We start from the raw sequence: 19,360 nt of genomic DNA, 5'->3' as shown, positions 1-19,360 counted from the left end.
ATGACCGACTTTCTTCTCGACGACACGCTGATCGCTCCGCCCCGCACGACGCGCATCGATTTCGACGACGGCTCGTTCGTGCTGCGCTCGCCGACGGTGCTGCAGCCGTATGCACGCTGCATCGGCGAATGGATCGAGCGCTGGGCGCGCGAGACGCCCGATGCGCTGGCTTTTGCCGAGCGCGATGACAGCGGCGAAGGCTGGCGCCAACTCGACTACCGCGCACTGCGCGCGGCCGTCGGCGCGGTGGCGCAGGGCCTGCTCGACCTGAAGCTGCCCGCAGGCAAGCCGGTCGTGATCCTCTCGGACAACGCCATCGACCACGCCGTGCTGATGCTCGCGACGATGCACATCGGCCGCACGGCGTGTTCGCTGTCGAGCGCCTACTCGCGCATGACCAAAGATCCGTCGCGGCTGCACGGCATGCTGCAGGCGCTGCAACCGGCGCTGGTCTACGCGTCCGACGCGAAGGTGTACGGCGCATCGCTTACCGGCTGCGGCATCGACGCGGTCACGGTGTTCAGCCACAACGCCGACACGCATCCCGGCGCGATGGCTTTCGACCGATTGCTCGCGACGAAAGAAACGCCCGCCGTCATGCAGGCCTTCGCCGCCGTGGGCCCCGACACGCACGCCAAGTACCTGCTGACCTCGGGCTCCACCGGCAAGCCCAAGGTGGTCATCAACACGCACCGCATGCTGTGCGCCAACCAGCAGATGATGGCGCAGACCTGGCGCTTCCTCGCGCAAGAGAAGCCGGTGCTGGTCGACTGGCTGCCATGGAGCCACACCTTCGGCGCGAACCACAACCTGCACATGGTGCTGTGCCATGGCGGCGCGCTCTACATCGACGAAGGACGGCCCGCACCGGGGCTCATCGAGAAGACCGCGCGCAACCTGCGCGAGGTGAAACCCACGCTGCTGTTCAACGTGCCGCGCGGCTTCGACATGCTGCTGCCCTTTCTCGAGGCCGACGACGCACTCGCGACCGAGGTGTTCTCGCGTCTGCGTCTCGCGTTCTACGCAGCCGCCGCGCTCGCGCCTTCGACCTGGCAGCGTCTCGAAGCGGTGGCGCGGCGCGTGCGCCCCACGCGCCCGCTGTGGCTCACGACCTCGTGGGGTGCGACCGAGACCTCGCCCGCCATCACTTCCGCGCACTGGCAGCTCGACGGCGCCGGCTGCATCGGCGCACCGCTGCCGGGGCTGGAACTGAAGTTCGTGCCCAACGGCGAGAAGCTGGAGATGCGCGTCAAGGGCGTCTCGGTGTTCCCCGGCTACCGCGACGCACCGCGTGAAACCGCCGAGGCTTTCGACGCCGAGGGCTACTACCGCATCGGCGACGCCGGCTTTCTGGCGAACCCCGGCGACCCCGCGCAGGGCGTGATCTTCAACGGCCGCGTGGCGGAAGACTTCAAGCTCTCGACCGGCACCTGGGTGTCGGTGGGCACGCTGCGCGTGAAGCTGGTGTCGCTGCTGGCGCCGCATGTGCAGGACATCGTGCTCACGGGCCACGACCGCGACGCGATCGGCATGCTGGTGTTCGCCAGCCCGCAAGGCACGGCGCTCGCGCCCGACGCACTGGCCGCGCGCATCGCCGGGGTGCTGCGTGCCCTGCGCGACGAGGGCGCGGGCTCGTCGCAATGCCCGGCCTGCGCGCTGGTGCTGGCCGAGCCGCCCAGCCTCGATGCGGGCGAGATCACCGACAAGGGCTACATCAACCAGCGCGCCGTACTCACGCGGCGCGCCACCGAGGTGGCGCGGCTGCATGCATCGGACGAAGGCGACACGGACGTGATCCGCGCCACGTGAACACCGCGGGGTTGGAGAACCTGGGAATGTTTTCTACGATGGCCGGATCGCCCCGCCACCTCACCTTCCCGGAGACTCTGTCATGACCACCCCGCCCTGCGTGACCTTCGATGTGGACGGCCCCGTCTGCACGCTCACGCTGAACCGGCCCGACAAACGCAATGCCGTGGACGGCGTGGTCGCCGCGGCACTGCGCGCGGCCTTCGAGCGCTTCGAGGCCGACGACGCGCTGCGCGTGGCCGTGCTGACGGGCGCGGGCGGCCATTTCTGCGCGGGCGCCGACCTGGGCGCGGTCGGCGATGCGGCGCGCCGCAACGAGCTCGACCCCGAGGGCGGCGGCGCCGGCCCGATGGGCCCGACGCGCATGGCGCTGTCCAAGCCGCTGATCGCGGCGGTGAACGGCTACGCGGTCGCGGGCGGGCTCGAACTCGCGCTGCTCGCCGATCTGCGCGTGGCCGACGACGACGCGGTGTTCGGCGTGTTCTGCCGCCGCTGGGGCGTGCCGCTGATCGACGGCGGCACCGTGCGGCTGCCGCGCCTCATCGGCATGGGGCGCGCGCTCGACCTGATCCTCACGGGCCGTCCCGTTTCCGCCGCCGAGGCGCTGGCGATGGGCCTGGTGAACCGCACCACGCCGCCGGGTGGTGCGCTCGCCGCTGCGCAAGAACTGGCGCGGCAGATCGCCGCCTTCCCTCAGCAATGCATGCTGGCCGACCGCCGCTCCGCCTTCGAGCAGTGGGACCTGCCGCTGGCCGAGGCGCTGCGCCGCGAAGGCGCGCAGGGCGTGCCGATCGTTGCGGCCGAAGGCGAGGCCGGTGCCGCGCGCTTTGCCGGCGGCGCGGGGCGGCACGGCACCTTCAAGGGCTAGTCAAGATCGCCGCCGCAGCGCGGTGCGCAGCCCCTTCGCAAAGCGCGGGTCGGCCATGGCGCCGACATTGAAGCGCGACCAGCGCGAGACCTGCGTCGAGTCGACGCTGAAGATGCGCCCCGGCGCCATCACGATCTTGCGCGGCAGCAGCTCTTTCGCGAAGGCCAGCGAGTCGTCCACGCCGGGCAGCGCGGCCCAGATGTAGAGCGACTGCGGGCTGCGCGCGAAGACCTCGGCGTCCACGGCGTCGAACAGCTTCAGCGCGTCGCGCGTGGCCTCGCCCAGCCGCTGCTGCAACCGCTTGAGGTGCCGCTGGTAGTGGCCCTCGCTCAGGATGACGTCGACGGTGCGCTCGCTGTACTCCGAACTGCTCACATGGATCAGCGCCTTCAGGTCGGCGAGGTCGCTCGCCAGGTCGGCACCGCAGGCGATGAAGCCCACGCGCAGCGCGGCCGAGAACGATTTCGAAAAACTGCCGATGTAGATCGTGCGTTCGAGCTGGTCGAGCGCCGAGAGCCGTGGCAACGCGGTCGGCTTGAAGTCGGCCAGCGGATCGTTCTCGACGATCAGCAGGTCGTACTTCTGCGCCAGCTGCAGCACGCGAAAGGCCTTGGCCGGCGAGATGTCGGAGCCCGTGGGGTTGTGCGCCAGCGACTGCGTGAAGAACAGGCGCGGCCGTTCGGCGATGAGCAGTTGCTCGAGCACCTCGAGGTCAGGCCCATCCGCCAGGCGCGGCACGGCCAGCATCTGCGCGCCCGCGAGCTTGAGCTTGCCGAACAGCGGGTAGTAGCCCGGGTCGTCCACCAGCACCTTGCCGCCGGGCGGCACGAAGTAGCGGATGACGATGTCCATCGCCTCGTTGGCGCCGTGCGTGAGCACGATCTGTCGCGGCTCCGCGCCGATGCCGAAGTCGGCGAGCTTGCGCACGAGGTGGTCGCGCAATGGCGCGTAACCGAAGCGGCTGCCGTAGCGGAACAGCGCGCCGAGCCCCGTGCGCACGACCTTCGGGTGGTACTTGTCCAGGCGCACATCGGCGAGCCACTCGACGGGCGGAAAGCCGTCGCCCACGGCCACCGCATCGGGCTGCGTCTTGAGCTGCTCGCGCATGAGCCACACGATGTCCATCGCACGGCCGAGGCTGCCGGCGTCGTCTTCGGCGGGCTTGGGGGTGGTGGTGGCCTGCGCGAGCACGTAGTAGCCCGAACCGCGTCGCGGTTCGACGAGGCCGCGCGACACCAGCAGCTCGAAGGCGGCCACCACGGTGTTCTTGGCGTAGCTGTGAAGTTGCGCGAGTTCACGCAGCGAGGGCAGCTTGTCGCCGGCCTTGTAGGCGCCGCTCGCGATCTGGCGCGCGAGGGTGTCGGCGAGCGAATCGGCGATCGTGGTCATGGGCCGAGACTTTGACACAGCAAGCGACGGCGGCGCACCACTGTCCGCACTGTCCCGCCAAACTGTGCCTTCCGCGGGCGGTACAGCCGGCCTAAATTGCCTGCTCCCGAATTCACCTTCCGAAGAGACACGCACCGATGGCCGCCGATTCCCGCATTCCCAATTTCCGCGCACTCACGCCCGCCCAACGCCTGGCCCACATCGCACAGGCCGCCTCGCTCACAGACGACGAAGTCGCGCTGCTCGCCCAACCCGGCGCGCTGAGTTTGGACCGCGCCAACGGCATGGTCGAGAACGTGATCGGCACCTTCGAGCTGCCACTGGGCGTGGCCGGCAACTTCACCGTGAACGGACGCGACTACCTCGTGCCGATGGCGGTGGAAGAACCTTCGGTGGTTGCCGCCGCCTCCTTCATGGCCAAGCTGGCGCGCGAAGGCGGCGGCTTCGAGGCCTCGAGCACCGGACCGCTGATGCGCGCGCAGGTGCAGGTGATCGGCATCACCGACCCGTACGGCGCGCGGCTCGCGTTGCTGCGTGCGCGCGAAGAAATCCTGGCCGTGGCGAACAGCCGCGACAAGGTGCTGATCGATCTCGGCGGCGGCTGCCGCGACATCGAGGTGCATGTGTTCGGCGACACGCCGCGCGGCGCGATGGTGGTGATGCATTTGATCGTCGACGTGCGCGACGCGATGGGTGCGAACACGGTCAACACGATGGCCGAGGCGGTGTCGCCGCTGGTCGAAAAGCTCACGGGCGGCACGGTGCGCCTGCGCATCCTGTCGAACCTGGCGGACCTGCGGCTGGCGCGTGCGCGCGTGCGGCTCGCACCTTCTGTGCTGGCCACCCGCGAGCGCAGCGGCGAAGAGGTGGTCGAGGGCGTGATCGACGCCTACACCTTCGCGGCCATCGACCCCTACCGCGCGGCGACGCACAACAAGGGGATCATGAACGGCATCGACCCGGTGATCGTCGCGACCGGCAACGACTGGCGCGCGGTGGAAGCCGGCGCGCATGCCTACGCCTGTCGCAGCGGACGCTATTCCTCGCTGACCACGTGGGAGAAGGACACGAGCGGCGCGCTGGTCGGCACCATCGAGATGCCGATGCCCGTGGGCCTCGTTGGCGGCGCCACGAAGACGCATCCGCTCGCGCGGCTCGCGCTGAAAATTCTCGACGTGAAGTCGGCACAGGAACTCGGCGAAGTCGCCGTGGCCGTGGGCCTCGCGCAGAACCTCGGCGCCTTGCGCGCGCTCGCCACCGAAGGCATCCAGCGCGGCCACATGGCGCTGCATGCCCGCAACATCGCGCTCGTCGCGGGCGCGACCGGCGACGAGATCGATCACATCGCCAAGCAGATGGCAGCGGAGCACGACGTGCGCACCGACCGCGCTGTGGCACTGCTCGACGCACTGCGCAAGAAATAAACAACGCGGGAGGAGCCCGCACCACGGTCCGCGGCCGACACCGCGGCGGCTGCGCACGCGGCTGTCACACAACCACAGACGGAGACACACGACTTATGAACGCAGACAGTGCAACGCCCGCCCGCTGGCGGCTGGTGGAGATATGGGGCGACACGGCCGACCTGGGCCACCTCGCGTGGTCGATCGTGATCGGCGTCGCGGTGAGCCTCACGGGCTACCTCGTCGCGAGCCGCGTGCTCGCGAGCGTCGTGAGCACGCCTGAATTGGCGCGCGCCTACGCGATGCTCGCGGGCCTCGGCGGCTGCGTCGTCTCGGGGCTGATCTGCGCGAAGCTCTTCACGCCGAAGCGTGAGGTGGTCGAAGGCACGGACCCCGATCCGCGCTGGCGCGAAGAAGTGCTGGCCGAACTGGCCGGCGAGCACGGCGACCTGGGCTCGGTGGACGACCTGCCGCCGTCGGTGGTGCGCGAGATGAAGGAGCTGGAAATCTACGACCTGTTCGCGTCGTACAAGCCCCGCGCTCGCAGCACTGAAGGAGCCGCATCGTGATCGAAGCCGCCCTGTTCAACCAGATCCTCGTCGCCACCGGCATGGGCCTCGTGGGCGCCATCGTGTTCGCGGCCATCGGCCTCGTCTCGGGCACCGACGAAACCACCACGCTCGCACCGCTCACGCTGCTGGTCGTGCTGCTCGGCGTGCCGCCCGAAGGCGTGTTCACCTTCTTCCTGGCCGCCGCCGTGGCCAAGCACATGACACACGCGGTGCCCACCGCGCTGCTGGGAATTCCGGGCGACACCATGGCCACGCCGCTGCTGCAGGACGCGAACGTGCTGCGCAACCTGGGCGTGCCGCACATCGCGCTGCGCAAGATGGTGTCGGGCGCGATCATCGCGGCCTTTCTGGCGGTGCCGCTGGCCGTGCTGTTCGCGGTGCTGCTGGCGCCGTATGGCGCGGCCATCACCAAGGCGGCGCCGTGGATCTTCGTGGTCGCGGCCGTGGCCATTGCCTACTTCTCGAGCGGACGCTGGGCCTCGGTGGCGACGCTGGTGCCGTTCGTGATGGTGATCGTGGCGCTGCAGGCGCTCACCGGCAAGTACGGCGTGAAGCTCAGCATCAGCTACTTCCTGGGCATCGCGATCGGGCCGCTGGTGGCCGACTTGTTCTCGGTGATCTCGCCCGCGGCGCGGGCGCGCATGAAGCGCGACAAGGTCCGCACCTTCTCGCTCGCGCCCGACGTGAAGGGCTGGACGGGCTACTTCCCGAACCCGTTCAAGGTGCTCGACCGCGCGCAGGTGAAGTGGACTTTTGCCACCGCCGCGATCTCCAGCGCCACCTTCGTGTTCAGCCCGGTCGCGATGACCGTGGTGCTCGGCGAACTGGTCGGCTCGCGCATCAAGCACGCGTACCACCGCCTCACGACCACGCTGGCCGCGCGCAACGGCGTGACCGAGGCCACGTACATCGCCGAAGCATTGATTCCGCTGATCGCCATCGGCCTGCCGCTGAGCCCCGTGGCCGCAGGCCCGGCTGCGCCGCTGTTCAATGCGCCGCCGGTGTTCACGATCGATTCGGCCACGGGCCAGACCCACAACCTGCACAACCTGCTGAACCACTGGGAGTTCCTCGGCTACGGCATGCTGGCCGTGGTACTCGCCGCGCTGGTGGCCTATCCGTTCACGATGAACTTCGCGCGCCGCGCGGCGCTGTTCGTCTCGCGCAAGGTGAGCCACGAAGCGATCATCGCGACCTTCGTCGGGTTGATCGTGGTGATCAGCGTGTGGGAAGGCCAGCTGCTCGGGCTGCTGGTGATCCTGACGATGGGTCTGCTCGGTGGGCTGCTGTCGCGTGCGATCGGCTTCAACACGGGCGTGCAGTTCATGGGGTACTACACGGCGGTGCTGACGGTGCCTGCGGTGATCAAAGCCTTCTCTTGATCGGTTGACGGGGCGTTCAGGGCGACGCTCCCGCCGACGGGGAACCTTGCTCCGCGAATGTCCCCCGCCTTCGGCTCCTCCTTTATTTCGCTGCGCAAGGCACCCCATCGACGTGAGCGTCATCAGAGCCTTGGTTGATCGACCAGAACAACGACCGCGCTCGGTGTGCGCAGGACACTGGGTGCTTCCCGCAGCGAAATAAAGGAGGAGCGAAGCGGGGGACATTCGCGGAGGGAAGTACCCGGTGGCCTGCGCACGCGCCCTGAACACGACGGGAGCCCGTCAACGCTGCGATGCAGGCGGCTTCGGCGCCTTCTTCTTCGCGGGCTCGTCCCCACCAAACAGCTTCTCGACCTGCTGCCCCACGCGCGCCCCGATCGCCGTGCCCACACCCGGCAGCACTGCACTGCCAACGGCCGCCCCCGCAAGCGCGCCGCCTGTCATCGACACCTCGGGCTCGGCCACGCTGCCGCTGATCTTGAGCGGCACGCCGACCACGCCGTCGACCAGATCGACCGCCATTTCGCCCGTCATCTGGCGGTTGAAGAGTCGCAGGTTGCCGCTCGCGGTGAGCACGCCCGAGCGCGCCTTGAGGTTCGTGTAGCGCATCACGATGCCGTCTTCGGTGCCTTGGGTGTCGAGCGTGCCGGTGAGTTCGTCCAGCGCCGTGGTGCCGCCGCGGCTGATGCCGACGGTGGTCACGGCCTTGGCGAGGTCGAGGCGGGTCAGCGTGGCGGGCTGCACCGAGAAGGTGGTGCGGGTGTGCAGGCCGCGGATCAGCGCGCCCAACTCGCGGGCCTCGGCCACCAGCGAGGTGTGGCCCGAGACCTTGCCGGCCACCGCCGAGCGGCGCCCGAAGGCCTGCACCAGCCCTTCGATGTCGACCTGCCGCGGGTCGAGCTCGGCCGACACGCGCAAGCCCCGCCCCTCGGGCAGCACCTCGAGCCGCGATTCGCCGTTCCACGTGCCGCCGCCGGCGTCGATGCGGGTGCGCCAGCGGTCCTCGCCGCCCTCGCGGTCCAGCCGCAGCCGCACGGGCGACGCGGCGCCGGCGCGCTCCAGGCGCAGGTTGCGCGGGCGCCAGTTGTCGTCGAAGGTCACGTCGCCGTCGTAGGCCAGCGCGATCTCGCGGCGGTCGATCCAGACCACGTCGCGCCAGCGCACGCGCTCCACCGGCACGGGCGCCAGCGCCCAGGGCGCCGGCAGCACCATGATGCGGTCACCCTCCTGCGGCTCGGGGCCCTTGCCGCGGAAGGCGCGCACCGAGGCGCGCGGCAGCACCAGGCTCTCCAGTTCGATCTCGTCGATGGCCACCACGCGGTGCAGCAGCAGCGGCCACAGGTGCAGCCGCACGCTCAGGCGGCGCAGGGTGATGGGCTGGGGCTGGTCGGTGGCCAGCTCGGACAGCGCCAGCACAGGCACCGGCCACAGCGACCAGTGGGCGCCGCCCACGGTCAGGTCGACGCCGTAGCGCTGCGAGAAGCCGGCGGCGATGCGGGCGGCCACCTCCTCGTCGTCGGGCAGGCGCGCGGCCACCACGAGCACCAGCGCGCCGAAGCCCAGCAGCAGCACCGCCACCGTGCCCAGGAGCCAGCGTCGCACCGAAGGGAAGGTCATCGGGCCAAGGTAGCACGCAAAGGCGACTGTCCCTGTCAGCCGTCGTCGCTATAGTGCCCTCGCACCCCCTGTATCTCGGAGACTCCCGCATGCGTATCTGGAAGAAAGACATCTCGGTCGAATCGCTGACCGCCAACCACGTGGGCACGGCCGTGGCCGCGCTGGGCATCGAATTCCTGGAGGTGGGCGACGACTTCATCCGCGCCCGCGTGCCGGTGGACGAGCGCACCCGCCAGCCCTACGGCATCCTGCACGGCGGCGTGTCGGTGGTGCTGGCCGAGACGCTGGGCTCCTGCGGCGCGCACTACTCGGCCCCCGAAGGCGACCGGGCCGTGGGCCTGGACATCAACGCCAACCACATCCGCTCGGCCACCAGCGGCTGGGTCATCGGCACGGCGCGCCCGGTGCACCGCGGGCGCACCACGCAGGTCTGGCAGATCGACCTGACGAACGAGGCGGGCGAGCTGACCTGCGTGTCGCGCATCACCATGGCGGTGCTGCAGCCGCGCTGAGCGCGGGCGCCCCCTTCGGGCCGTTTTCTTCCCCTCGTTTTCTTTCTCCCGCTGGTACGTCTCTTGCGGGTGGAACCCGTGTTCAGCACGGGGTGGATCGACCACAATCTCGCCCCAGGGAGCGCGTCGACCCCCCACACACACCAACCGAGGAGAAGAAAACACATGTTCAACTGGACTGAAAAGCCGGTGTCCACACTGGCCAATGGCGCCGTCATCGCGCCCGACGAGCGGCTGCCCTGGCTGCAGACCGGCGCCATGGGCATCCAGCACGTGATCGCCATGTTCGGCGCCACGGTGCTGGCGCCGATCCTGATGGGCTTCAATCCCAACATCGCGATCCTGATGAGCGGCATCGGCACGCTCATCTTCTACTTCGTGACCGGCGGCAAGGTTCCCAGCTACCTGGGCTCGAGCTTCGCCTTCATCGGCGTGGTGATCGCGGCCAGCGGCTATGCGGGCAAGGGGCCCAACGCCAACATCGCGGTGGCGCTGGGCGGCATCGTGGCCTGCGGGGTGGTCTACATCCTGATCGGGGCCATCGTGCAGGCGGTGGGCACGGGCTGGATCGAGCGCTTCATGCCGCCCGTGGTCACGGGCGCCGTGGTGGCAGTCATCGGGCTGAACCTGGCCAGCATTCCCATCAAGAACATGGCGCCCACCAACTTCGACGCATGGATGCAGGCCGTGACCTTCCTGTGCGTGGGCCTGGTGGCGGTGTTCACGCGCGGCATGGTGCAGCGCCTCTTGATCCTCATCGGCCTGATCCTGGCCACGCTGGTGTACGCCGCGCTCACCAACGGCATGGGCCTGGGCAAGCCGGTCGACCTGAGCGGCATCGCCAACGCGGCCTGGTTCGGCCTGCCGACCTTCACGGCGCCGGTGTTCACGACCAACGCGATGCTGCTGATTGCGCCCGTGGCGATCATCCTGGTGGCGGAAAACCTCGGCCACCTGAAGGCGGTGACGGCCATGACCGGCCGCAACCTCGACCCCTACATGGGCCGCGCCTTCATCGGCGACGGCATCGCCACGGTCATCAGCGGCGCCGCGGGCGGCACGGGCGTGACCACCTACGCCGAGAACATCGGCGTGATGGCGGCCACGCGCATCTACTCGACGGCAGTGTTCGTGGTGGCGGCGGTGATTGCGCTGGTGCTGGGCTTCAGCCCCAAGTTCGGCGCGCTGATCCAGGCGATTCCGCTGCCGGTGATGGGCGGCGTGAGCATCGTGGTGTTCGGCCTGATCGCCATTGCGGGCGCCAAGATCTGGGTCGACAACAAGGTCGATTTCTCGCAGAACAAGAACCTGATCGTGGCCGCGATCACGCTGATCATCGGCACCGGCGACTTCACGCTGAAGTTCGGCGACTTCGCGCTGGGCGGCATCGGAACCGCCACTTTCGGGGCCATCATCCTCTACGCCCTGCTCGGCCGTTCGCGCAACGCCTGAGGGCAGACAAAGTGAAACCTCGTGCAATAACTGTTGTGCGGGGTCAGTGAACACGGCGCCGGCCATCGGGCTTTGGCCGGCGCCCGTTAGACTCCAACGCTTTTCGCACCGACGTTCACACACGTTTTCCAATGGCCGATGTTTCCGCCGCTCGTACCAAGGCGGTTTTCGAATTCAAGAGCGCCACACTGCCGCTGATCGCAGTGATCCTCAAGACAGCCGACCTCGACGTGCTGGCCGAGGCGCTCGACGCCCAGTTGGCGGATTCGCCCGACTTCTTCGAGCAGGAGCCGGTGGTGATCGACCTCTCGATGCTGCAGGAGCTGGCGGCCGAGGCCGACACTCCCGCCCCCGAGATCGACTTTGCCGCCCTGCGCAGCCTGCTGGCGCGCCACCAGACCCAGCCGATCGCCGTGCGCGGCGGCAGCCCCGGGCAGCATGCCGCGGCCCGTGAAGCCGGCCTGTCGGTGGCCGCCATGCCCTCGGCCCCTGCGCCCCGGTCGCCGGCCCCGCCCGCCGAGGCGCCTGCGGCCTCCGAGGCCCCGCAGATCGTGCGCGAGCTGCCGGTGCCGGCCAACGGCACGCTGCTGATCGACAAGCCGCTGCGCTCGGGCCAGCAGATTTATGCGCGTGGCGGCGACGTGGTGGTGACGGCCATCGTGAGCTTCGGCGCCGAAGTGATCGCCGACGGCAACGTGCATGTGTACGCGCCGCTGCGCGGCAAGGCCATTGCCGGCGCGCGCGGGAACACCGAGGCGCGGATCTTCTCGACCTGCATGGAAGCGCAGCTGGTGGCCATTGCCGGCATCTATCGCACGAACGAAGTGCCGCTGCCCGAGCCCGTGCTGGGCAAGCCCGCCCAAGTTCGCCTGGACGGCAAAAAGATAGCGATCGACGCGATTCCCTGATGAAAAACCAGGAACGCGGCAGCGCTGAGCATCAATCGACAACTGAATCGAAACAAGAAGGAATGGCGATGGCCAAAATTGTGGTGGTGACCTCGGGCAAGGGCGGCGTCGGCAAGACGACCACGAGCGCCAGCTTCGCGTCGGGCCTTGCGCTCGCCGGCAAGAAGACGGCCGTGATCGACTTCGACGTGGGCCTGCGCAATCTCGACCTGATCATGGGCTGCGAACGCCGTGTGGTGTACGACCTGATCAACGTGATCCAGGGCGAGGCCAACCTGAGCCAGGCGCTCATCAAGGACAAGCAGTGCGACAACCTGTTCGTGCTGGCCGCCTCGCAGACGCGCGACAAGGAAGCCCTGTCGCAGGAAGGCGTCGAGAAAATCCTGAACGACCTGTCGGCCATGGAGTTCGACTACATCATCTGCGACTCGCCCGCGGGCATCGAGACCGGCGCCATGATGGCCATGCACTTCGCCGACGAAGCGCTGATCGTCACCAACCCCGAAGTCTCTTCGGTGCGCGACTCGGACCGCATCCTGGGCATGCTCAGCAGCAAGACCAAGCGCGCCAAGGACGGCGGCGAGCCGATCAAGGAACACCTGCTGATCACCCGCTACAACCCGAACCGGGTGGCCGGCGGCCAGATGCTCTCGCTGGAAGACATCCAGGACATCCTGCGCATCAAGCTGATCGGCGTGATCCCGGAGTCGGAAAGCGTGCTGCACGCCTCCAACCAGGGCGTGCCCGCCATCCACGACAAGGACACCGACGTGGCCCAGGCGTACAGCGACGTGGTCGCGCGCTTCCTTGGCGAAGACAAGCCGATGCGCTTTGTCGACGCCGAGAAGCCCGGCTTCTTCAAACGGATCTTCGGGAGCAAGTAGGCATGTCGTTTCTTTCGTTCCTGCTTGGTGAGAAGAAGAAGACTGCGAGCGTCGCCAAGGAGCGCCTGCAGATCATCCTCGCTCACGAGCGCTCCAGCCTCAGCGGCAAGAAGCGCCCCGATTACCTGCCCGAGCTCCAGCGCGAGCTGGTGGCAGTGATTTCCAAGTACGTGTCGATCAACGCCGACGACATCAAGGTGCACCTGGAAACCCAGGACAACCTCGAAGTGCTGGACATCAAGATCGAACTGCCCGATCCGGTTCCGGCGCGCTGAGCGCCAGCACCCGGCAGCCGCCCTGAAGCCTCAGGGCGGACCCGCTCACTCCGGTTGGGCCGCGGGCAACGCCTCCAGCCGCTGCGCCCACTCACGGGCCTTGTCCTCGTCGAAGAGCGGGCTGTCGGGGTCACCGTAGAACGTCTGCGCCAGAACCTCCGTGCAGGCACGCTGGCTCTCCAGGTTCTCTTCGCAGTCATCGAGCGCGGCGCCGGTGAGCAGCCAGCGCTCGGCGGCCGCCGCGTCTTCCGGCGCGCCCTGGCCCTGAAAGCGCATCCAGCCCAGCTCGTAGCAGGCCCAGCCCTGCTGGCGCTTGGCGCTGTCTTCCGCCACCTTCTGCAGCGCGTAGAGGGCCTCGGCGTACAGGACGTTCACTTCCGCTTCTGCGTGGCCTTGTTCGGCCAGCGCCCCTGCGTGCAGGCACAGCGTGCGGCCGAGCTGCATCGTGGCGCTGGTGTCGCCGGCTTCATGGCCGCGGCGGAAATAGCCGATTGCGCGCGCCAGGTCGGGCTCTCCGGGTTCGCCGAGCTTGTGCGCCAGGCCGAGGTTGTAGAGCGCCATCGTCTGGTTGTGCTCGGCGGCCCGTTCGTAGTGCCGCATGCCGCCTTCCAGGTCGCGCTCGCCCCCCTCGCCTTCGCACAGCATGTAGCCGAGATGGCCGTGCGTGGCGGCATCGGCGCCGTCTTCACCGCCATGGGCGATGGCGTGCAGCAGCCATGCGCGCGCCAGGGCGGGTTCGGCGCCGAGGCCGGCTGTGTCCCAGCGCAGCATCTTCGAGAGCTCGCACATGGCCACGGGCAGGCCGTCAGGTGACGCGGTCGCGGGGGCGTCGCCGGGCGCGCGAACGCCGGCGGCGCGCGCCATCCAGCGCAGGGCTTCGCGCGGATCGGCCTCGACGCCTTCGCCGTCGCGCAGGTGGCAGGCCAGCTCGTAGGCCGCCTGCAGGTCACCGGCGGCATGGCGCGCGGCCATGTGCTCGGTGTGCGCCTGCTCGCGGCCGTCGGCGTGCAGCCAGACGTACAGGCCGGTGTCGTTGCGCACGGCCTTCACCGGCTCGCCCGCGCTCCAGCGCTTGCACAGGTCCGAGCGGACCACCGTGGACATCCAGCCGTCAGCGACGGACACCGCGGCGCTGATCCACGGATAGGCCTGCGGATGCAGCACGGCGCCATCGGCGCGCAGCACGCCCACGGCGAGTTGCCCCTTCTCCGCCTTCGCGCTGCGCGGCACCGGATCGGCGACCAGCCAGCCGATGTCCTGCGTGCCCCAGGCCAGCGGCTGGAGCGTGCGGTGCCGGCACGGCACCAGCTCGCGGCCGGCGGCCACGTCGTAGATGCCGCGCAGCCACGGCGCGTTCTTCGCCGTGCGCCCGCCCTTGGACGCCACGCGCACCAGGTCGCGCCGGACCATGGCGTGCGCGCGCTCCTCCCCGGTCAGCGGCTCCAGCGTTTCGAAGCGGCCGTAGTCGAAGGGCACGAGCACGCGGCCCTGCCCGTCGATGAGGCCGCACAGGCCGTCGGCGCGTTCCACGGCGAAGCGCTTCGGCCGGGCCGGCGCGCCGCGCTCGTTCGACGGATCGTTGTCTTCGCTCGTCAGGCTGTCGATCGGGTATTCCTCGAGCAGGTCGACCTGTTCGTACACCGGCTCGATCACGACGCGGCCTTGCGGATCGAGCAGCCCGGCCTTGCCGTCGCGCGTGGCTTCGAAGCCCTCCCAGTCGTGGCGCCACTGAAGGCTTTCGAAGTCCGGCGGCACGGCCCATTCGCCGTCCGCGCGCACCAGCCCCCAGCCGCCCGCGTCGGCGCGCGCGGGCGCGAGGCCGAAAGGCGTGAAGTCTTCGGCCTCTTCGAACCGCGGCGCAATCGTCCATTGGCCCTGCAGGTCGACGTACCCGATGCGTTCGCCCACGCGGGCGCGCACCCGGCCTTCGACAAAGCTCCAGACCTCGTCGACCGAGGGCGGGAGCAGCCAGCTGCCGTCGGTGCGCAGCAGGCCGACGTGGTCGCCGACCAGGGCCGTGGCGATGTCGTCCTCGAAGGCCCAGACCTCGTCGAGCTGCGGTTCGAGCAGCACGCGCGGTGCCTCGGCGTCGGCGAGCAGCAGGCCGGATTGCTCACCTTGCGAGATCCAGAGCAGGCGCGGATCGCTCCCGCCGGCGTAGCGGATGTCGTCCCACGCGGGCTCGACCACGGTGGTGCGCTGGCTGGCGCCCTCGTCGTCGTACACCAGGCGCATCACGCCCCAACGGCCGTCGACCTCGAAGCGCCAGAGGTCGCCGCCCAGGTGGTTGTCGTAGTCCGGACGCTCGTCGTCGTCCTCGTCTTCTTCGGGCTCGAAGTCGGCAAAGCGCTCGTCGCGCGGCGCTTCGTAGCCGTCAAAGTAGGGATGCGACAGGCTGCCGAAGCCGAACTGCCAGGCCCAGGCCTCCCAGTCGGCGAAACGCTGGATGCCCAGCGCCGCATCCACGCCCGGGTGGTTGCCGCTGTCGATGCAGCGCCGCACCTCGGCCCACAGTTCATTGCACTCGCGGCGGTTGCGTTCGATGAAGCCTTCGCCTTCCGTGTCCCCGCCCAGCCAGGACAGTTCGTCGAGGTTGGCAGAGAAGCGCGGCGCACTGTCGTCCGGCGTTTCGTCGATCAGTTCGGCCAGATGCAGCGCCACCGCCTCGAACTGCAGTGCGATCTGCGGCAGCGTGTGCAGCATCGGATGCCGTTCGACAAAGGCCTGCAGCTGCCGGATGCGCGCGAGCGCGGCATGCGCGTCGCTCGCGAGGTTGTCGGTGCCCGCGTCGCCGAAGACGCGCTGGTGGTCGATAGCGTCGCCTGCCGCGCCATCGGCCAGCAGGAGCTGCCAGAGCACGGGGAAGTTGTTGTTGGCTTCGGCGATTTCGTCGGCCGAAGTTTCTTCGGGGTCAGCGCCGTCGTCGTCGCCGGAAAGTCTGTGTTCGAGATAGAGCCAGGAACGATTGCCCATGTGTGGTCGCGTGTGTCGTCCACGGCGAAGGCCATGGGTGGCGCCCAGTTTAGAGGCGCCGTTTCACGCGCATGCGACCGTCGCAGGCTATGCCAGAAACTGCGTGACCTGCGCGAGCACGGCCTGCTCTTTCAGGATGCGGCGGTGGCCCCAGCCCTGCGTGGGAAAGAGCCGCGCGCCGGCGATCGCATCGCGAAACGCCTCGGCGTCGGCGAAGCGATTCACGCGGTCGTCGCGGTCATGCACGATGAGCGTCGGCTGTGCGATGCGCGGGCCCACCGCGGCAGGCTCGAGCTGCTGCATCAGGATGCCCTCGCGCGCTTCGATCAGGCGCTGCATGCCCGCGCGCGTGCGCTCGCTGAGGCCGAACACCTGCGCGAAGTAGCGCGTGTACTCGCGCGGCGAGGCCGGCGGTGCGAGCAGCACCAGCCTCTCGGCCGGCAGCCCGCGTCCCGCCGCATAGGCCAGCGCATTGGCGCCCAGCGAATGCGCGACCGCCGCGCGCAGCACATGCCCGTCGGCGCCGAGCCGCGCTGTCACGTAGTCGATGGCGCGCGCGAACTGCGGCAGGTTGCTGGCGGTGCCCGCGCTGCGGCCGTGGGCCGGCATCTCGAGCAGCACCGGCCGCAGGCCTTCGGCGGCGATGGCCTGCGCGAGCGGCAGCATCTGGCCCGCGTGGCCGCCCCAGCCATGCACCAGCAGCACGACCGGTGCCGACTCGGCGCCCGAGTCCTGCGCGGCGAGGTGATAGATGCCGAGGTTCGCGTCCTCGAATGACCAGGCCTCGCGGTGCCAGTCGGTGCCGGGGTGCTGGCCGCGGTACAGCCATTTGGGCGGCAGCGGCGTGCCGAACACACGGTACGCGGCGCGCACGCCGAGCGCGGGCCACAGGCGCTGCGAGGCGCCGAGGCCGAAGCGCATCGCGCGCATCAGCGGGCTGGCGCTGTAGTAGCCCACGGGGGCGGTGGTGGGGGCGGTGGTCGTCATGAGGAAGGCTTCTTTCAGAGGCTCAATACCAGACCCAGTCCCGGTTGCTGCGCGGCAGGCTGTGCAGCGTGTCCCGCACGCCGCGCACACCGAGAAGGGCCGCGTAGGCGGCGAGAAAGAGGGCAATGATCAGCATGGTGCTTCTCCTTTTTTATCGCACGATGGTGCGAAATTAAGGCAGACGAAGAGGCAAAGGTCGTCGTCTGCGGGCGCGCTCAAGCGCGGTAGCTGGAAAGAAGGCGCTGCCAGGTCTGGCCCGCGCGCTCGGCCGCATGCCCGTCGCGCAGGAAGCGCGCGTCGTGCAGCTGGTTCATCATGATGCCGTTGATCTCGCTCACGAGCTGGGCGGGATCGGTGTCGGCCTGGAGTTCGCCGGTCTCGACCGCCTGCAGCACCGTGCGGCGCAGCGCGGCGCGCCAGCGCGTGATCTCGTCGAACAGCAGGTCACGCAGCTCGCCTTCTCGGTCGTCGAACTCGAAGGCGCCGGCCACGTAGAGGCAGCCGGTTTGCGCTTCCACGTCGCGTGTGCGGGCGATCCAGCGCGCGACGATGTCGTTCAGGCGGTGCAGGCCCTTGGGCTTCTGCATGGCGGGCACGAACACCTCGGCCAGGAAGCCGCGGCCGTACTCCTCGATGACGGCCTTCTGCAGCGCCTCGCGCGACCCCACGCGCGAGAACACGCCGCTCTTGGACAGCCCGAGCCGGCTCGCCACGGCCTGCAGCGAAATGGCTTCCAGCCCTTCGGCCAGCGCGAGGTGCATCGCCGCGCCGACGATGGCGGCGCGGGTGAGTTCGCTTTTCTGGGTCTTGGCGTCCATTCGGCAGACTTTAGCACAGCCGTGCGAAACATCAACTCCCCCATGCAGAAGGGCCTCATAGATGTTTTGCGCATGTGAAACCAACAAACGCATCGTTCCCCGCATCGCCGCTTCTGCCGAGAATCGCCGATCGGCCCCGTCCGGGGTCCGGACCTTTCTCCTCCTGCGCGCTCGATGAACTTTCAACAACTGCGCTCGGTACGCGAGGCCGTTCGTTGCGGCTTCAACCTGACCGAGGTCGCCCACACCCTTCACACCTCGCAGCCCGGCGTGAGTCGGCAGATCCGCGAGCTCGAAGAAGAGCTCGGCATCGAGCTCTTCGTGCGTGCCGGCAAGCGGCTCACGGGCCTCACCGAGCCCGGCGGCCACGTGCTGCCGATCATCGAGCGCATGCTGATGGAAAGCAGCAACCTCAAGCACGCGGGCCAGGAGTTCGTCGCGCAGCAAAGCGGCCTGCTCTCGGTGGCGGCCACGCACTCGCAGGCGCGCTATGCGATGCCGGTGGCGGTGCAGGAATTTCGTGCCCAGTTCCCGAACGTGAAACTGCACCTGCACCAGGGCTCGCCCAAGCAGATCGCGCAGATGCTGCTCGATGGCGAGGCCGACGTGGGCATCGCCACCGAGGCGCTGGGCGACTACCCGCAGCTGGTCGCCCTGCCCTGCTACCGCTGGACGCACTCGGTGATCGTGCCGCCGGGGCATCCGCTGCTCGATGCGCCGCTCACGCTGGAGGCGCTCACGCAGCACCCGCTGATCACCTACGACACCGGCTTCACCGGCCGCTCGCGCATCGACGAGGCGTTCGAGCAGCGCGGTCTGCAGCCCAACATCGTGCTCGCCGCGATGGATGCCGACGTCATCAAGACCTATGTGCAGCTGGGCCTGGGCGTGGGCATCGTCGCCGGCGTGGCCTACGAAGCCGAGCGCGACACGCAGTTGCGCGCGCTCGATGCGGGGCGGCTGTTCGGCATCAACCTCACCAAGCTCGCCGTGCGGCGCGGCAACTACCTGCGCAAATACGTCTACGCGTTCATCGAGTCGTTCGCACCGACGTTGACGCGCGCGATTGTCGAGAAGGCCTTGGGCGACGAGGTCAAGGTTTCTCACTACGAGATTTAGCTCAAGCGCAACGAAATCGACACTTCCGGCTCCAGGGTTGAAAAGAATGCGCGCGGCTTCACACAAGCGGCGTACATTCGGGTTAATTCCTTGGCTCCCGGAACGGATCAGCAATGGCATCGACTTCGCAGCAGCAGCAGAAACTACAGGCCACCCGGGCCGCCCAAAAGGCGGCCGATGCAGCGGAGAAGCGCGAACGCCTGAAACGTGCCCTGCCCGCCACCGTTGAACTGCTGCAAAGCCGCCAGGCCGATCGCATCGACGATCGCGACATCGACGCTTATGTCGATCTCAACTGGCTCGAATGGCATGGCGGCGGCCTGCGCCTCACCATCACCGGGCGCAACGTGTGCGCCCAGTCGGCCGCCACCGCGGTGGCCTGACAAACCACC

Annotated in this window: 17 protein-coding genes; 12 read left to right on the top strand and 5 right to left on the bottom strand. The window is 68.8% G+C overall.

Annotated features, from left to right (window positions below):
• Both RZE79_RS00455 and RZE79_RS00450 read left to right on the top strand, forming a co-directional pair.
• The gene (locus tag RZE79_RS00455) at positions 1–1,809 is read left to right on the top strand and encodes a feruloyl-CoA synthase (RefSeq protein ID WP_319358448.1); all 1,809 of its coding nucleotides are present in this window, start codon (positions 1–3) and stop codon (positions 1,807–1,809) included.
• 82 nt (positions 1,810–1,891) lie between these two features.
• Complete coding sequence (locus RZE79_RS00450) at positions 1,892–2,677, top strand: crotonase/enoyl-CoA hydratase family protein (RefSeq protein ID WP_319358446.1); 786 nt, start codon at positions 1,892–1,894, stop codon at positions 2,675–2,677.
• Here RZE79_RS00450 and RZE79_RS00445 read toward each other — a convergent pair whose 3' ends face one another.
• Entirely contained in the window at positions 2,678–4,066 is a 1,389-nt protein-coding gene (locus RZE79_RS00445; RefSeq protein WP_319358444.1) for a PLP-dependent aminotransferase family protein, read from the bottom strand.
• Between the two features lie 137 nt (positions 4,067–4,203).
• Between RZE79_RS00445 and RZE79_RS00440 the strand changes: the two genes are divergently transcribed.
• The 3 genes from RZE79_RS00440 to RZE79_RS00430 all read left to right on the top strand — a co-directional run bounded on the left by RZE79_RS00440 (position 4,204) and on the right by RZE79_RS00430 (position 7,423).
• Entirely contained in the window at positions 4,204–5,490 is a 1,287-nt protein-coding gene (locus RZE79_RS00440) for a hydroxymethylglutaryl-CoA reductase, degradative (protein ID WP_319358442.1), read from the top strand.
• Between the two features lie 95 nt (positions 5,491–5,585).
• Positions 5,586–6,038, top strand: a complete 453-nt coding sequence (locus RZE79_RS00435) for a hypothetical protein (RefSeq protein WP_319358440.1) — start codon at positions 5,586–5,588, stop codon at positions 6,036–6,038.
• Entirely contained in the window at positions 6,038–7,423 is a 1,386-nt protein-coding gene (locus RZE79_RS00430; RefSeq protein WP_373696585.1) for a tripartite tricarboxylate transporter permease, read from the top strand. Before RZE79_RS00435 ends, RZE79_RS00430 begins: the two co-directional genes overlap by 1 nt.
• 282 nt (positions 7,424–7,705) lie before the next feature.
• On the opposite strand, the gene RZE79_RS00425 is transcribed toward RZE79_RS00430, so the two are convergent.
• A complete protein-coding gene (locus tag RZE79_RS00425; protein WP_319358438.1) occupies positions 7,706–9,040 on the bottom strand; it encodes a hypothetical protein in 1,335 nt (444 codons plus the stop codon).
• An 89-nt stretch (positions 9,041–9,129) separates the two neighbouring features.
• On the opposite strand from RZE79_RS00425, the gene RZE79_RS00420 reads away from it, so the two are divergent.
• The 5 genes from RZE79_RS00420 to minE all read left to right on the top strand — a co-directional run bounded on the left by RZE79_RS00420 (position 9,130) and on the right by minE (position 13,071).
• On the top strand, positions 9,130–9,552 hold the full coding sequence (locus RZE79_RS00420; protein ID WP_056574715.1) for a hotdog fold thioesterase: 423 nt from the start codon (positions 9,130–9,132) through the stop codon (positions 9,550–9,552).
• Positions 9,553–9,717: 165 nt separating this feature from the next.
• Positions 9,718–11,004, top strand: a complete 1,287-nt coding sequence (locus RZE79_RS00415) for a solute carrier family 23 protein (RefSeq protein ID WP_101490629.1) — start codon at positions 9,718–9,720, stop codon at positions 11,002–11,004.
• Between the two features lie 131 nt (positions 11,005–11,135).
• The gene (gene minC, locus RZE79_RS00410) at positions 11,136–11,912 is read left to right on the top strand and encodes a septum site-determining protein MinC (protein ID WP_319358435.1); all 777 of its coding nucleotides are present in this window, start codon (positions 11,136–11,138) and stop codon (positions 11,910–11,912) included.
• A gap of 68 nt (positions 11,913–11,980) precedes the next feature.
• A complete protein-coding gene (minD, locus tag RZE79_RS00405) occupies positions 11,981–12,796 on the top strand; it encodes a septum site-determining protein MinD (protein WP_095747381.1) in 816 nt (271 codons plus the stop codon).
• Between the two features lie 2 nt (positions 12,797–12,798).
• Positions 12,799–13,071: a cell division topological specificity factor MinE gene (gene minE / locus RZE79_RS00400; protein WP_056574726.1), complete on the top strand. Its 273-nt coding sequence runs from the start codon at positions 12,799–12,801 to the stop codon at positions 13,069–13,071.
• Between the two features lie 45 nt (positions 13,072–13,116).
• On the opposite strand, the gene RZE79_RS00395 is transcribed toward minE, so the two are convergent.
• The 3 genes from RZE79_RS00395 to RZE79_RS00385 form a co-directional block, all read right to left on the bottom strand.
• Positions 13,117–16,044, bottom strand: coding sequence for a WG repeat-containing protein (locus tag RZE79_RS00395; protein WP_319358430.1), 2,928 nt, complete (start codon positions 16,042–16,044; stop codon positions 13,117–13,119).
• Between the two features lie 87 nt (positions 16,045–16,131).
• The gene (locus RZE79_RS00390; protein WP_319358428.1) at positions 16,132–17,031 is read right to left on the bottom strand and encodes an alpha/beta fold hydrolase; all 900 of its coding nucleotides are present in this window, start codon (positions 17,029–17,031) and stop codon (positions 16,132–16,134) included.
• A gap of 215 nt (positions 17,032–17,246) precedes the next feature.
• Positions 17,247–17,849, bottom strand: a complete 603-nt coding sequence (locus RZE79_RS00385; RefSeq protein ID WP_319358426.1) for a TetR family transcriptional regulator C-terminal domain-containing protein — start codon at positions 17,847–17,849, stop codon at positions 17,247–17,249.
• 174 nt (positions 17,850–18,023) lie between these two features.
• Here RZE79_RS00385 and RZE79_RS00380 point away from each other — a divergent pair, with 174 nt between their 5' ends.
• Both RZE79_RS00380 and RZE79_RS00375 read left to right on the top strand, forming a co-directional pair.
• Positions 18,024–18,968 (top strand): CysB family HTH-type transcriptional regulator, encoded by a 945-nt coding sequence (locus RZE79_RS00380; protein WP_101490634.1) that lies wholly within the window; start codon positions 18,024–18,026, stop codon positions 18,966–18,968.
• Positions 18,969–19,081: 113 nt separating this feature from the next.
• The gene (locus tag RZE79_RS00375; RefSeq protein ID WP_101490635.1) at positions 19,082–19,351 is read left to right on the top strand and encodes a hypothetical protein; all 270 of its coding nucleotides are present in this window, start codon (positions 19,082–19,084) and stop codon (positions 19,349–19,351) included.
• Positions 19,352–19,360 lie beyond the last annotated feature (9 nt).

It is taken from the genome of Variovorax sp. EBFNA2 (assembly GCF_033802765.1).
Classification (GTDB): Bacteria; Pseudomonadota; Gammaproteobacteria; order Burkholderiales; family Burkholderiaceae_C; genus Variovorax; species Variovorax paradoxus_H.
Note: the sequence above shows the minus strand (reverse complement) of the source record. Positions and strands in the feature narration are given on the sequence as shown.